This is a genomic window from Micromonospora sp. URMC 107, from assembly GCF_051386315.1.
Classification (GTDB): Bacteria; Actinomycetota; Actinomycetes; order Mycobacteriales; family Micromonosporaceae; genus Micromonospora.
In genome coordinates, this window is record NZ_JBPQTK010000052.1 from 1 (window position 1) to 14,122 (window position 14,122).

Annotated in this window: 12 protein-coding genes; 7 read left to right on the forward strand and 5 right to left on the reverse strand. The window is 75.4% G+C overall.

Annotation, left to right across the window (positions count from 1 at the left end):
* The 4 genes from ACSNN9_RS14425 to ACSNN9_RS14440 form a co-directional block, all read left to right on the forward strand.
* A partial coding sequence (locus ACSNN9_RS14425; protein ID WP_436673575.1) for a glycoside hydrolase family 18 protein occupies window positions 1-1,174 on the forward strand: 1,174 nt, incomplete at its 5' end.
* A gap of 240 nt (window positions 1,175-1,414) precedes the next feature.
* Window positions 1,415-1,894, forward strand: coding sequence for a hypothetical protein (locus ACSNN9_RS14430; protein ID WP_436673576.1), 480 nt, complete (start codon window positions 1,415-1,417; stop codon window positions 1,892-1,894).
* An 87-nt stretch (window positions 1,895-1,981) separates the two neighbouring features.
* Window positions 1,982-3,388 (forward strand): class II 3-deoxy-7-phosphoheptulonate synthase, encoded by a 1,407-nt coding sequence (locus ACSNN9_RS14435; protein ID WP_436673577.1) that lies wholly within the window; start codon window positions 1,982-1,984, stop codon window positions 3,386-3,388.
* Window positions 3,389-3,438: 50 nt separating this feature from the next.
* Entirely contained in the window at window positions 3,439-4,470 is a 1,032-nt protein-coding gene (locus ACSNN9_RS14440; protein ID WP_436673578.1) for a threonine aldolase family protein, read from the forward strand.
* A gap of 132 nt (window positions 4,471-4,602) precedes the next feature.
* On the opposite strand, the gene ACSNN9_RS14445 is transcribed toward ACSNN9_RS14440, so the two are convergent.
* Together ACSNN9_RS14445 and pknB are read right to left on the reverse strand one after the other, a co-directional pair.
* Window positions 4,603-5,466: a deoxyribonuclease IV gene (locus ACSNN9_RS14445; RefSeq protein ID WP_436673580.1), complete on the reverse strand. Its 864-nt coding sequence runs from the start codon at window positions 5,464-5,466 to the stop codon at window positions 4,603-4,605.
* Window positions 5,467-5,468: 2 nt separating this feature from the next.
* Window positions 5,469-7,457 (reverse strand): Stk1 family PASTA domain-containing Ser/Thr kinase, encoded by a 1,989-nt coding sequence (pknB, locus tag ACSNN9_RS14450; protein WP_436673582.1) that lies wholly within the window; start codon window positions 7,455-7,457, stop codon window positions 5,469-5,471.
* 164 nt (window positions 7,458-7,621) lie between these two features.
* Here pknB and ACSNN9_RS14455 point away from each other — a divergent pair, with 164 nt between their 5' ends.
* Window positions 7,622-8,014, forward strand: coding sequence for an Rv2175c family DNA-binding protein (locus ACSNN9_RS14455; protein ID WP_436673584.1), 393 nt, complete (start codon window positions 7,622-7,624; stop codon window positions 8,012-8,014).
* Between the two features lie 153 nt (window positions 8,015-8,167).
* Here the strand turns inward: ACSNN9_RS14455 and ACSNN9_RS14460 are convergent, their stop codons facing one another.
* Both ACSNN9_RS14460 and ACSNN9_RS14465 read right to left on the reverse strand, forming a co-directional pair.
* A complete protein-coding gene (locus ACSNN9_RS14460) occupies window positions 8,168-9,250 on the reverse strand; it encodes a polyprenyl synthetase family protein (protein ID WP_436673586.1) in 1,083 nt (360 codons plus the stop codon).
* A gap of 9 nt (window positions 9,251-9,259) precedes the next feature.
* Window positions 9,260-10,618 carry a helix-turn-helix domain-containing protein gene (locus tag ACSNN9_RS14465; protein WP_436673588.1) on the reverse strand — a complete coding sequence of 453 codons (1,359 nt, stop codon included), beginning with the start codon at window positions 10,616-10,618 and terminating at the stop codon, window positions 9,260-9,262.
* Between the two features lie 253 nt (window positions 10,619-10,871).
* On the opposite strand from ACSNN9_RS14465, the gene metF reads away from it, so the two are divergent.
* Window positions 10,872-11,789 (forward strand): methylenetetrahydrofolate reductase [NAD(P)H], encoded by a 918-nt coding sequence (gene metF, locus ACSNN9_RS14470; protein ID WP_436673590.1) that lies wholly within the window; start codon window positions 10,872-10,874, stop codon window positions 11,787-11,789.
* A 43-nt stretch (window positions 11,790-11,832) separates the two neighbouring features.
* The gene (locus tag ACSNN9_RS14475) at window positions 11,833-12,522 is read left to right on the forward strand and encodes a CDP-alcohol phosphatidyltransferase family protein (protein WP_436673591.1); all 690 of its coding nucleotides are present in this window, start codon (window positions 11,833-11,835) and stop codon (window positions 12,520-12,522) included.
* Window positions 12,523-12,624: 102 nt separating this feature from the next.
* Here the strand turns inward: ACSNN9_RS14475 and ACSNN9_RS14480 are convergent, their stop codons facing one another.
* Complete coding sequence (locus tag ACSNN9_RS14480; protein WP_436673592.1) at window positions 12,625-14,112, reverse strand: phytoene desaturase family protein; 1,488 nt, start codon at window positions 14,110-14,112, stop codon at window positions 12,625-12,627.
* Window positions 14,113-14,122: the final 10 nt, after the last annotated feature.

Sequence of the window (14,122 nt, forward strand, 5' to 3'; positions counted from 1 at the left end):
CCCCCCCCCCCCCCCCCCCCCCACGACTCCGCCGCCCACCACCCCGCCGCCGGGCCCGGGCGGCAAGAAGGTCGTCGGCTACTTCGCGCAGTGGGGCGTCTACGCCCGCAACTACCACGTGAAGAACATCCACACCAGCGGCTCGGCCGCCAAGCTGACCCACATCCTGTACGCCTTCGGCAACACCACCGGTGGCCGCTGCACCATCGGTGACAGCTACGCCGACTACGAGAAGGCCTACACCGCGGCGGACAGCGTCGACGGCGTCGCCGACACCTGGGACCAGCCGCTGCGCGGCAGCTTCAACCAGCTGCGCAAGCTCAAGAAGATGTACCCGAACCTGAAGGTGATCTGGTCCTTCGGCGGCTGGACCTGGTCCGGCGGCTTCACCCAGGCCGCGCAGAACCCGGCCGCGTTCGCCGAGAGCTGCCACAACCTGGTCGAGGACCCGCGCTGGGCGGACGTCTTCGACGGCATCGACGTCGACTGGGAGTACCCGAACGCCTGCGGCCTGACCTGCGACAGCAGCGGCCCGAACGCCTTCAAGAACGTGGTCAGCGCGCTGCGCTCGAAGTTCGGCTCGTCGGCGCTGGTCACCGCCGCGATCACGGCGGACGGCAGCAACGGCGGCAAGATCGACGCCACCGACTACGCCGGCGCCGCGACGCACCTCAACTGGATCATGCCGATGACGTACGACTACTTCGGCGCCTTCAACGCGCAGGGCCCCACCGCCCCGCACTCCCCGCTCACCTCGTACGCCGGCATCCCGCAGCAGGGCTTCTGGTCCGACGCGGCGATCCAGAAGCTCAAGAGCAAGGGCATCCCGTCCGACAAGCTGCTGCTCGGCATCGGCTTCTACGGTCGGGGCTGGACCGGGGTGACCCAGACGGCGCCCGGCGGCACCGCCACCGGCCCCGCCCCGGGCACCTACGAGCAGGGCATCGAGGACTACAAGGTTCTCAAGAACACCTGCCCGGCCACCGGCACGATCGCCGGTACGGCGTACGCCAAGTGCGGCAGCAACTGGTGGAGCTACGACACCCCCTCCACGATCAACGGCAAGATGACGTACGCGAAGAACCAGGGCCTCGGTGGCGCCTTCTTCTGGGAGCTCTCCGGTGACACCAGCAACGGCGAGCTGATCGGCGCCATCAAGGGCGGTCTCGGCTGAGCCGAGCGCCGACGCACCACCCACACGGCGGGGAGGGACCACGCACCGGTCCCTCCCCGTCGGCCGTGCCCGCTCCACGCGGGACGCGTCCGGCGGGCACGGCCGGGCGCTGGTGGCGTCCGGGCCCGGACACGTCGCGCGCCGACCGCCGGGTCCGGGCGCGGCGGCGTCCGGGGACATGTGTCGATGTGACAGACTCGCCGCTCAACGGGCTCGATGTCCACGGCGACGGAGGTGGCGATGCGCGCGACGCGCGGGAGGCTGGCGGCGGGCGCCGCGCTGCTCGGGACCCTGCCCCTCGCCCTGCTCGGCTGCGGCATCGGCGAGGAGGACCCGGCGACCAAGCCCGGGCGGGCCCCGGCCGAGGAGGCCACCACGAAGTCGCGGGAGCGGGTGCAGGCCTACCTCGACGCGATGACCGCCAAGGACGTCGCGGCCGGGCGCAGCCAGCTCTGCGCCGCCCTCCAGGAGAGCTTCGACGCCGCCGCGACCGGCCCCAACGGCGACTTCGCCGACCACTTCACGGTGCCCAAGGCCGAGATCACCGACATCCGCCCCGGTCCCCGGGGCCAGGAGGTGAGCACGTCGATCTCGGTCACCGCCGGCTCCCGCACGATCACCCGGCCGCTGCTGTTCACGGTCACCCGCGACGGCGCCGACTGGTGCATCGCGGCCGAGGCGCCGGGCGGCAACACCCCGGCCCCTGCCGCCACCGCCTGACCTGCGCCCGGGTGAATCCGCTCTCACCTGCCGGAACCATCCCCCTCGCCGGTCGGTCGCCGGGCCGGTCGCCGTACGCTTCCTGTCATGCGCCATGAGTGGCATCAGCTGAGCCATCCCGCGGTGGGCAGCCCTGGGCTGCAGACCAGCCGTCCGACCGTCGACTCCGCCGAGGACGCGGCCCTCGGCCTCGACCGCTGGCGGGAGCTGCCGCGCGCGCAGACCCCGCCCTGGCCGGATCCTGCGGGCGTCGCCGAGGTGTGCAAGGTGCTCGACACCGTGCCCTCGGTGGTGGCGCCCTACGAGGTCGACCAGCTGCGGCAGCGGCTGGCGCTGGTGTGCGAGGGCAAGGCGTTCCTGCTCCAGGGCGGCGACTGCGCGGAGACCTTCGTCGACAACACCGAGAGCCACCTGCTGGCCAACGCCCGCACCCTGCTCCAGATGGCGATCGTGCTCACCTACGGCGCCTCGCTGCCGGTGGTCAAGGTGGCCCGGGTCGCCGGGCAGTACACCAAGCCCCGGTCGCTGCCGACCGACGCGCGGGGCCTGCCCGCCTACCGCGGCGACATGATCAACTCCCTGGAGGCGACGCCGGAGGCACGGGCCGCCGACCCGCAGCGCATGATCCGGGCGTACGCGAACTCGGCCGCCGCGATGAACATGCTCCGGGCGTACCTGGCCGGCGGGCTGGCCGACCTGCACGCCGTGCACGACTGGAACAAGGGCTTCGTCAAGAACTCCCCGGCCGGCGAGCGCTACGAGGCGATCGCCCGGGAGATCGACCGGGCGCTGGCCTTCATCCGGGCCTGCGGGATGACCGACGACGAGGCGCTGCGCACCGTCACCCTCTACTGCTCGCACGAGGCCCTCGCCCTGGAGTACGACCGGGCGCTGACCCGGGTCTCCGACAGCCGGGCGTACGGCCTGTCCGGGCACTTCCTGTGGATCGGCGAGCGCACCCGGCAGATCGACGGGGCGCACATCGACTTCATCTCCCGCATCGCCAACCCGATCGGCGTGAAGCTGGGCCCGACGACGACCCCGGACGAGGCGATCGAGCTCTGCGAGAAGCTCAACCCGGAGAACGTCCCCGGCCGGCTCACCCTGATCAGCCGGATGGGCAACCACCGGGTCCGCGACGCCCTGCCGCCGATCGTGGCGAAGGTGACCGCCGCCGGCGCCAAGGTGGTCTGGCAGTGCGACCCGATGCACGGCAACACGCACGAGTCGTCCAACGGCTACAAGACCCGGCACTTCGACCGCATCGTCGACGAGGTGCTCGGCTACTTCGAGGTGCACCGGGGCCTGGAGACCCACCCCGGCGGCCTGCACGTGGAGCTGACCGGCGAGGACGTCACCGAGTGCCTCGGCGGCGCCCAGGGCATCGAGGACCTCGACCTGCCCGGCCGGTACGAGACCGCCTGCGACCCGCGACTGAACACCCAGCAGTCGCTGGAGCTGGCTTTCCTCGTGGCGGAGATGCTCCGTGGCTGACGCGAGGAGTGAGCTTGCGAGCCCCGCAGTCGGCGGCCGAAGGGATGACAGTGGCTGACTCACCCGTCGATCTGCGCTCCGACACCGTCACCCGGCCGACCGCGGGGATGCGGGAGGCGATGGCCGCCGCCGAGGTCGGCGACGACGTCTACGGCGAGGACCCGACCGTCAACGCGCTGGAGGCGGAGGTCGCCGCGCTGTTCGGGCACGAGGCGGCGCTGTTCGCCCCGAGCGGGTCGATGGCCAACCAGATCGCCCTGCAACTGGTGGTGCCGCCGGGCAACGAGCTGCTCTGCGACGCCGACGCGCACATCGTGACGTACGAGATCGGGGCCGCCGCGGCGTACGGCGGCATCTCCTCGCGGACCTGGCCGGCGGTCGGCGCGGACGTCGACCCGGACGCGGTCGCCGCCATGGTCCGCCCGGACGGCTACTGGGCGGTGCCCACCCGGGCGATCGCCGTCGAGCAGACCCACAACCGGGGCGGCGGCGGGGTCATCCCGCTGGCGACCCTGCGCGAGCTGCGCCGGGTCGCCGACGACGCGCAGGTTGCGCTGCACTGCGACGGCGCCCGGATCTGGCACGCGCACGTCGCCGACGGCGTGCGGCTGGCCGACTACGGCGCCCTCTTCGACACCCTCTCGGTCTGCCTCTCCAAGGGGCTCGGCGCGCCGGTCGGCTCGCTGGTCGTCGGCAGCGCCGACAAGATCGAGCGGGCCCGGTTCCTCCGCAAGCGGATGGGCGGCGGAATGCGGCAGGCCGGCATCCTGGCCGCCGCCGGCCGGTACGCGCTGGCGCACCACGTCGACCGGCTCGCCGCCGACCATGCCCGGGCGGCCCGGCTCGCCGAGGCGATCGCCCCGTTCGGGGTGCTGGCCACGACCGTCCGGACCAACCTGGTGCCGCTGGACCTGAGCAAGGCGCCGCTGGACGCGCACGCCCTGGCCGCCGCCGCCCGCGCCGAGGGCGTCCTGGTCTCGGTGCTCGGCCCCCGCACGGCCCGCCTGGTCACCCACATGGACGTCGACGACGCCGGCATCGACCGCGCCGTCGAGGTCCTCACCCGCATCCTGCGGGGCTGACCGCCCCCGTCGGCGGGCCCGCGTCACGGCGGACCCGGACCCGCCGGTCGAGGGGCGTCGAGGTTGCCTGGGACCCGCTGCCGCAGGCCGGCCGGCGGCGTGCGCCCGCGTCGGTCCCCGACGGGCGACCGCTCAGGGGTGCAGGCGTTTGAGGGCGGCGATGTCGACGGCGTGGCCGACGTGCTTCTCCGTGGGGGTCTCCACCACGACCGGGACGCCGGCGGTGGCCGGGTGCGCCATCAGCTCGGCGAACGCCGGCTCGCCGATGGTGCCCCTGCCGATGTTCTCGTGCCGGTCCCGGGTGGAGCCGCAGAGGTCCTTCGAGTCGTTCGCGTGCACCAGCCGCAGCCGGTCGGCCCCGACCGTCGCCACGAGGGTGTCCAGCGTCGCGGTCATGCCGCCCTCGGCGGCCAGGTCGTGCCCCGCCGCCCAGGCGTGGCACGTGTCGAAGCAGACCCCGAGCCAGGGGTGCCGGTCCACCGCGTCGAGGTAGGGCCCGAGCTGCTCCAGGCGGGAGGCGAGCGAGCGGCCCCCGCCCGCGCTCGGCTCGACCAGCAGCCGCGGGCCGTCCACCGCCGCCGCCTCGTCGAGCAGCGGCAGCAGCGCCTCGCGCACCTGCCGCATCGCGGCCTCGGCGTGCCCCTCGTCGACCGAGCTGCCGGCGTGGAAGACCACGCCCCTGGCGCCGATCTCCCGGCCCCGGCGTAGCGCGTGGGCGAGCGTCTCCGCCGAACGCTCGACCGTGTTCGCGGTGGGAGAGCCGAGGTTGACCAGCAGCGACGCGTGGATGAAGACGGGGATGCCCCGCTCGTCGCAGCCGTCGCGGAACGACACGTCCTGGGCCGGGTCGCCGGGCGGCAGCGCCCAGCCCCGCGAGTTGGACACGTAGACCTGCACGACCTGCGAGCCGGCCGCGTCGGCGTACGGCAGGGCGGCTCTCGCCAGGCCGCCCGAGGTGGGCGTGTGCGAGCCGACCGGCCGGTGCTGCACCGGCATCCCTACATGCACCCGAGGGTGACCGGGGTGGCCGGCGGCACCTGCGTGTTCTCCGGCGGGTTCTGGAAGCGGGTGATGCCGTTCGGGTTGAACTGGATCGCCACCGGGAAGCCCTGGCTCTCCAGCAGCTGCTTGGCCTGCTGACAGGGCAGGTCGATGACCCGGGGCACGGCGACCAGCGGCGGGCCCTTGCTGAGTTCCAGCTTGACCTTCGCGCCCCGCTCCACCCCGGTGCCGTCCGCCGGGCTCTGCCCGAGGATCTCGTCCCTGGGCTTGTCGGAGTCCTTGTAGGTGGGCGGCTCCACCAGCACCAGGCCCAGCTGGGCGAGGATCGTCCGGGCCTCGCCCAGGCTCTTGCCGACCAGGTTCGGCACCGAGATCGGGGCCTTGCCCTTGCTCAGGACGACCGTGACCTTGTCGCCGGGCTTCACCTCGGTGCCGACCTTCGGGTCGGTGTCCATCACGACGCCGGCGGGCAGGTTGTCGTCGTAGCGGGCGGCGCCCTTCGCCACCACCAGCTTCGCGTCGAGCAGGTCCGCCTCGGCGAGCTCGAACTCCTTGCCCACCACGTCGGGCACCGGGAACCGCTCCGGGCCCAGCGAGAGGGTCAACGTGATCGTGCCGCCCTTGACGATCCGGGTGGTGGAGACGGGGTCCTGCGCCAGGACGGCGTCCTTCGGGACCTTCTCGTCGTAGCGCGGCTCGGCGTAGCTGAGGACGACCCCGGCGCGGGCGGCCTGCGCCTCCGCGTCGGCCTTGGTCATGGCCACCAGCTGCGGCGCCTCGGTGTAGCGCCCGGCCGCGAGCCACCAGCCGCCGAGGGCGGCCACCAGGACCAGCACCACCGCGGCGGCGATGACCGCCGTGCGGCCCCGCGGGTCGCCCATGACCCGGGTGCGCAGCGCGGACAGCCGCGACCACAGGCTCTCGCCCTCCTCGGGCTCGGCGCGGCGACGGCCGCCCCGGGGACCGCCGCCCTCGGGCAGCCGGGCCCAGGCGGGCCGCTCGGCCGGCCGGACCGCCGCGACCATCATGGTCGGCCCGGCCACCGGCTCGTCGGACACCCGGCGCAACACGGCGGTACGCGTGTTCGCGTCGCCCAGGTCGTCGCGGACCGCCTGCACCTCGGCCAGCAGCGCGCCGGCGTCGGTCGGACGGGCGCCCGGCTCACGCCGGGTGGCCCGGGCGACCAGCTCGTCGAGCGCCTTGGGCAGGCCGGGCACCAGGGTCGACGGCGCCGGGACGTCCTTGTCGACGTGCTGCCAGGCGACGTCGACCGGGCGGTCCCCGTCGTAGGGCACCCGGCCGGTGAGCATCTCGAACAGCACGATGCCGGCGGAGTAGACGTCGGTGCGGGGGTCGGCGTGCCCCTCGGTGACCAGTTCCGGGGCCACGTACGCGACCGTGGCCATCAACTGGTTGCCGTTCTCGTCGTCGGCGCTCGCCTCGACCGCCCGGGCCAGCCCGAAGTCGGCGACCTTGACCACGCTGTCGACCAGGTTGGCCGGGCCGCCGGTGGGGGCCTCGGCGACCAGCACGTTCTCCGGCTTCACGTCGCGGTGCACCAGCCCCGCCCGGTGCGCGGCGGCGATCGCGGCGAGCATCTGCTCGCCGATGGCCAGCGCCTCGTCGGGGTTGAGCCGGCGCCGCTCGGCGAGCACGTCACGCAGGGTGCGACCGCGGACGTACTCCATCACGAGGTAGGGCAGGCCGGAATGGGTGCCCTGGTCGTAGACCGCGACGACGTTGGGGTGGGTCAGCCGGGCGATGGTCTTCGCCTCGTCGGTGAACCGCTCCACGAAGCCCGCGACCCGCGTCTGCGGCTCGGGGGCCTGGGACGGGTGAATGATCTTGAGCGCCACGGTGCGCTCGAGGCGCTCGTCGGTGGCGGTGTACACGGTCGCCATGCCGCCACGGGCCACGCGACCGCGAATGCGGTAGCGCCCGTCGATCAGCGAGCCCAGCAACGTGTCGGCGACCTGTGTGTCCATCGGCAGGCAGTCTATGTGTCCAGGGGGTGAAGGTTGAACAGGATGCTACAGATGGGGTGCGACCACGATCGTCCCGCCGCGCTCGCCCGCCCCGCCGGCCCTGCTCAGCCGGCTCGCCGGGGTGCCGTTGGCCCCGGCCGGGAGGGACATGGCAGGGTGGTCCGGTGACCGACTCAGTACCCGCCGACCGGGCCGTGCCCGGCCCCGAATCCGCCGGCCCCGCCGATGCCGCCGACTGGCTGACCCTGCCGGACGTGGCCGAGCGCCTCGACGTGTCGATCAGCAAGGTGCACCAGATGATCCGGGACCGGGAGCTGATCGCGGTACGCCGCGACGGCGTCCGCCGGATGCCGGCCGATCTGGTGGCCAACCAGACGGTGCTCAAGCACCTGCCCGGCGTGCTCAACCTGCTCACCGACGCGGGCTACGACGACGAGGCGGCGCTGCGCTGGCTCTACGAGCCGGACGACACCCTGCCGGGCGGCGCCCCCGCGAAGGCGCTCGCCGGCGACCAGGCCCGCGAGGTGAAGCGCCGGGCCCAGGCCCTGGGCTTCTGACCCTCGCCCCACGCGTCGACGTCACCCTCGAGGCCCCTGGCGCGCGTGCACGGCCCGGGGTCGTGTCCTGCCTGCCTCGCGATCGCGCGCCCGTCGCCCGGGACGTGGGCGACGGGCGTGGTCGCGTGGCGTGCGGGCACCCGCCCGGGCGGGTCAGTCGGCGCGGCGGGTGGCCGCGATGGCCAGGTCGACCAGGGCCTGCCGGGCCTCGGTGTCCAGGTCGACGGCGGCCAGCGCGGCCAGCGCGGTGTCGGTGAGCATCCCGATCCGCCGCTCCGTACGCGCCAGCGCCCCGCTGCCGTCGATCAGCTCGCGCAGCCGGGCGACCCCGGCCTCGTCCAGACCCGGGTCGCCGAGCCCGCCGAGCAGCAGCTCCCGGCCCGCCCCGTCGGTCGTCTCCAGGGCCGCCGCCACCAGGTAGGTCCGCTTGCCCTCGCGGAGGTCGTCACCGGCCGGCTTGCCGGTCTGGGCGGGATCGCCGAAGACCCCCAGCACGTCGTCGCGGAGCTGGAACGCCTCGCCCAGCGGCAGCCCGTACGCGGAGTACGCCGCCCGGACCTCCGCCGACGCGTCGGCCAGCGCGGCACCGAGCAGCAGCGGCCGCTCGACCGTGTACTTCGCCGACTTGTAGCGGGCGACCTTGCCGGCCCGCTCGACCGAGGTGTCCCCGGTGACCTGGGTCAGCACGTCGAGATACTGCCCGACCGTGACCTCGGTGCGCATGGCGTCGAAGACCGGCCGGGCCCGGGCCACCGTGTGCGGGTCCAGCCCGGCGGAGTGCAGCAGCTCGTCCGACCAGACCAGGGACAGGTCGCCCAGCAGGATCGCCGCGGCGTCGCCGAAGCCGTCCGCGTCGCCACCCCAGCCGGCCGCCCGGTGCCGGGCCGCGAACCGCCGGTGCACCGCGGGCTCGCCGCGCCGGGTGTCGGACCGGTCCATCAGGTCGTCGTGGATCAGCGCGCTGGCCTGCACGAACTCCAGCGCGGCCAGGGCGGTGACCACCTGGTCGGTGTCCATCCCGCCGGCTCCCCGGAACCCCCAGTAGGCGAACGCCGGCCGCAGTCGCTTGCCGCCGCCGAGGACGAACGCCTCGATCGCCTCGGCGAGCGGAGCCAGGGCGTCGTCGACCCCGGCCATCCAGGAGCGCTGGCTGGCGAGGAACTCGGTCAGGGCCTTGTCGATCCGTTGACGCAGCCCGGCGCGGTCGACGGGGGAAACAGGAGCAGCGTGGGTCACGCCACGACGCTAGCCGGTCGGGGCGGGCCCCGTCGCGCCACCGGGGGGCCGACGCGCCGCACGCCCCGCAGGAGCCCGCCGGCCGGCCGGCCCAGGTGGCGGCCCCGAACGGGGCAGGTACGCAGCGGCCGCCGCGGCGAGCGCCCGGTACCGGCGTACCGCCGGCTCGTCGCCGTGCCCGGCCAGCCGCCGGCGTACCTCGGCCAGTTGGCCCAGTGCGCGGGGCGACCCGGCGCGGACCGCGTCGAGCAGCGCCTCGCCGGCCACCGCGCAGGCCCGCTCCACCTCGCCGAGTTGCAGGTAGCCCCGGGCCAGCCAGCCGCCGTAGATCGCGGCGGTGCGGGGGCCGCGCCGCCGGACGGCGTGCAGCGGCGCCTCGGCCGGAAGGGGTCGGCCCAGCGCGACCAGCGTGCGCCCGGTCATCGCGGCCAACTCCGGCCCGTCGAGCCAGTAGAGCCACGGCGGCTCCCGGCCCGGCTCCGGCGCCGCGGTCACCCGGCAGGCCGCGTCGAGCGCCTGCCGGGCCGCCCCCGCCCGGCCGCCCAGCGCCGCGGCCAGGGCCACCCGGTGCAGCAGCAGGGCGCGCAGGCCGGGGCTGGCCGACCGTCGTGCCCCGGCGTAAGCGGTGCGGGCCAGCACCAGCGCGCCCTGCGGGTCGCCGACGCCGGCGAGCAGGTGGCTGGCCGAGCCGAGCACGTGCCCGGCGAGCGCCGGGTCGCCGGCCGTCGCGGCGGCGCGCAGCGCCAGCCGGTAGGCGTGCAGCGCGCCCGTGGCGTCCCCGGCGTCGGCGGCGAGCCAGCCGGCGAGCTGGGCGGACTCGGCCAGCTCGCGCAGCAGCCGAGGGCGCGCGGAGGGGGCGCACCCCGACAGCGCCCGCACCGCCCGCCCCAGCCGGTGTGCCCCGAGCCCGGCCAGGTCGGCCCCGCCGACGAGGTCGTCGAGCCGGCGCAGCTCCGCCAGCCGCGCCGGTCCTCCGGCGTCGCCCCGGCCGGTGGGCCGGGCGGGCGCGCCGGGCAGCAGCGCGGCGCGCGGGTCGCCCAGCCAGCGCTGGGCCAGGGCGAGCAGCGCCGCCCGGGGCCGGGTGCCGCCGAAGGCCGGCGGCGGACCGAGGCTGCGGGTGCGGGCCGCGGCGGTGGCCAGCAGGTCGACCGGCACCGCGAGGACGACGGCGAGCCAGCCGAGCCAGAACTCGCCGGGGGCGCGCAGCTGCCGCTCCCACCGGGAGATCTCGTGCCGGCTGAGGGTCGGCACACCGGACGCGGCGCAGAGCTCGGCCGCGAGCCGCAGCTGGCTCCAGCCGCGGGCCAGCCGGAGCCGGGCGAGCAGCGGCCCGAGCAGGTGCGGGCCGGGCGGCGGGGGCGACGTCATCGGTCCTCCGGGCGGGTGTCGGCGCGGCGGCGGCGCGGGCCCCGGAACGGGACCGGTGCGCCACCGGTGGATGCTGACCCCCGCGCGTGCCCCCGGCGGGTCGGCCCTCCGGCCGGGCCCACCCCGCGCGACCCCATGACTACTCCGGGGGTACGACGCTTTCCGGCCCCGGCGGATCCGCGTTCGTGCGGTCCTGCGTCCGCCAGTGTGGGAAGGCCTCGGCCCACAGGGCCCGGCCCGCTAGAGTCGTGGCGTGGCGCTCGGTCTTCCATCGGTCCTCCCCAATCCGCAGCCGGCGATCGGGGAGCTGATCCGTGACCGCCAGCCGACGTTCTCCTTCGAGTTCTTCCCGCCCAAGACCGAGCAGGGCGAGCGGCTGCTGTGGCAGGCGATCCGCGAGCTGGAGTCGCTGCGCCCGTCGTTCGTCTCGATCACCTACGGCGCGGGCGGGTCGACCCGCGACACCACCGTCGCGGTCACCGAGCGGATCGCCACCGAGACCACCCTGCTGCCGATGGCCCACCTGACCGCGGTCAACCACTCAGTGGCCGAGCTGCGTCACGTCATCGGCCGGCTCGCCGGGGTCGGGGTGCGCAACGTGCTCGCCGTGCGGGGCGACCCGCCGGGCGACCCGGGCGGCGACTGGGTGCGTCACCCCGAGGGCGTGCTGCACGCCGAGGAGTTGGTCCGCCTGGTGCGCGACGCCGGCGACTTCAGCGTCGGGGTGGCGGCGTTCCCCTACAAGCACCCGCGTTCGCCCGACGTCGACAGCGACACGGCGCACTTCGTCCGCAAGTGCCGGGCCGGCGCCGACTTCGCGATCACCCAGATGTTCTTCGACGCCGACGACTACCTGCGGCTGCGCGACCGGGTCGCCGCCGCCGGCTGCGACACCCCGATCCTGGCCGGCGTGATGCCGGTGACGCAGATCGGCACCATCGAGCGCTCGGTGCAGCTCTCGGGGGCGCCCTTCCCGCCGGCCCTGGCCGAGCGGTTCGCGAAGGTCGCCGACGACGCGGAGGCGGTGCGCCGGCTCGGCGTCGAGCAGGCCAGCGAGATGTGCCGGCGGCTGCTCGACGAGGGCGTGCCGGGGATCCACTTCATCACCCTCAACCGCTCCACCGCCACCCGGGAGGTCTGGCAGAACCTCCAGGTCGGCGCGCGGGTGTGACCCCGGTGCCGCGACACCTGAGCGCCGGTGCGACGGTTGTTCCGTGGTGGGCACACAGCTGAACTGGGACGACTACGCCACGGCCTGGGCGCGGCTGCACGGGGGGTTCGACCCCCGGGCGGCGGCCCCGGTCGTCCGCGCCTGGCTGCGGTTCGCCTACCACGTCGGGTTCGTGCTGGGCCGGCTGCGGGTCGGCCCGACCCCGGTCACCGTGGTCGGCGTGCTGCTCTGCGCCTGCGTGCCGCTGTTCGCCGTACGGCCGCAGGACGGTCCCTTCCTCGCGGCGCTGTTCGTGCTGCTCGCCGCGGTGGCGGACAGCGTCGACGGCGCGGTGGCGGTGGCCACGAACCGGACCACCCGGCTCGGCTACGTCTACGACTCGCTGGCCGACCGGCTCGGCGAGGTCGCCTGGCTGGCCGCGTTCTGGCTGGTCGGGGCGCCGGGAGCGCTCGTCGTGACCGCCGGTGCGCTTTCCTGGCTGCACGAGTACGTCCGCGCCCGGGCGGTCTCCGCCGGGATGCGGGAACTCGGCGCGGTGACCGTGGGGGAGCGCCCCACCCGGGTCTCGGTGGCCCTGGTCGGGCTGCTGCTGGCCGGGCTGACCGGGCTGATCGAGCCGGACCTGGCCGCCGGCACGATGACCATGGCGACCTCCGTCTGGGTGCTGCTGGCCGGGTTCGGCCTGGGCCAGTTGCTCTCCGCCGTCCGCCGCGCCCTCATCGACGCAGGCTGACCGCGCGGTAGGGCCGGCCGGGCCGCGCGGCAGGGCCGGCCGGGCCGTCCGGGCTGCCGGGAAGGCCCCGGGCGTCGACGCGGTGCCCCTGCCCGGCGGCGGCTACCAGGCGGGGCCGATCTCCTCGGCGACGATCTGGGCGGAGAGCGTCACCATCGGCAGGCCGCCGCCCGGGTGGCTGGAGCCGCCGACCAGCCACAACCCGTGCGCCGGGCCCCGGTTGGCCGGGCGCAGCAGGCCGCCGGCGGTGCCGTAGATCGACCCGCCGGGCGCGCCTGTCGCGTCGTCCAGGTCGGCCGGGGTGCGGACCTCCCGGAACACCAGCCGGTCCCGCACGTCGACGCCGCGCTCGGCCAGCACGTCGAGGACCCGGTCGGCGTACGCCTCGGCGAGGCCGGGCCGACGCCAGTCGACGGCGCCGGTGGCGGTGCCGTGCCGGGGGGCGTTGACCAGCACGAACCACGCCTCGTGGCCGGCCGGCCGGACCATCGGGTCGTCGGCCACGGTGACGAAGACGGTGGGATCGGCCGCCGGCCGGGCCCGCACGCCGCGCCCCGGGTGGCCGAAGACCGCGTCGAACTCGGCGTCGTAGTCGCGGGGGAAGAACACGTTGTGGTGGGCCAGCCCGGAGTCCCCGGCGACGCCGAGCAGCAGCACGAAACCGGCCAGGCTGCGGTCGGTCAGCCCGGCCAGCCGGCGCGGGTTGGGCAGCAGGTCCCGGTAGAGGGTGAGCGCGTCGACGTTGGCCACCACCACGTCGGCGGGGACGGGCGCGGTGGCGCCGCGCAGGCGTACGCCGTGCACCCGGCCGCCCGCGGCGTCGATCCGGGTGACCGTGGCGCCGGTCTGCACGACCACGCCGAGGTCCAGGCAGCGGGTCAGCAGCGCGTCGGCGAGCGTGCCCAGCCCGCCGCGCAGGTACCAGCCGCCGAAGGCCAGCTCGGCGTAGGGCACGGCGACCAGCGCGGCCGGCGCCCGGCGCGGGTCGGCGCCGGTGTAGGTGGCGTACCGGTCCAGCAGCATCCGCAGTCGGGGGTCGGACAGGTGCCGTCGGCCCAGCCCGCGCAACGTCCGGCCCGGCCCGATGGCGGCCAGGTCGCCCAGCCGCCAGGCCAGCGCGGCCAGGTCCAGCGGGGAGTCGATCGGGCGGCGCAGGATGTCCCGGTGCGACGCCTGCCACACCCGCTCGGCCCGGTGCCACAGTCGCCGCCAGTCCGCGGCGGCCCGGTCGCCGAAGGCCGCGCCGATCCGGACGGCGAACTCGGCCGGGTCGGCGCAGGAGTCGAGGGCCGGACCGCCGCCGGGGAAGACGTGCCGCACGATCGGGTCCACCGGGGCCAGGTCCAGGTACTCGTCGAGCTTCGCGCCGGTCGCCTCGAACAGGTCGTGGAAGACGTCGGGCAGGGTGAGCAGGCTCGGCCCGGTGTCGAAGTGGAACGGGCCCGCCGGGGTCTCGTGAAGGTACCGACCGAGCTTGCCGCCGACGGTGCCCGTACGTTCGAGCACGGTGACCTGGTGTCCGGTGGCGGCCAGCCGGGCGGCGGTGGCCAGGCCTCCCACCCCGGCGCCGACGACCACGATCCGCGCCATGCCGCGCCTC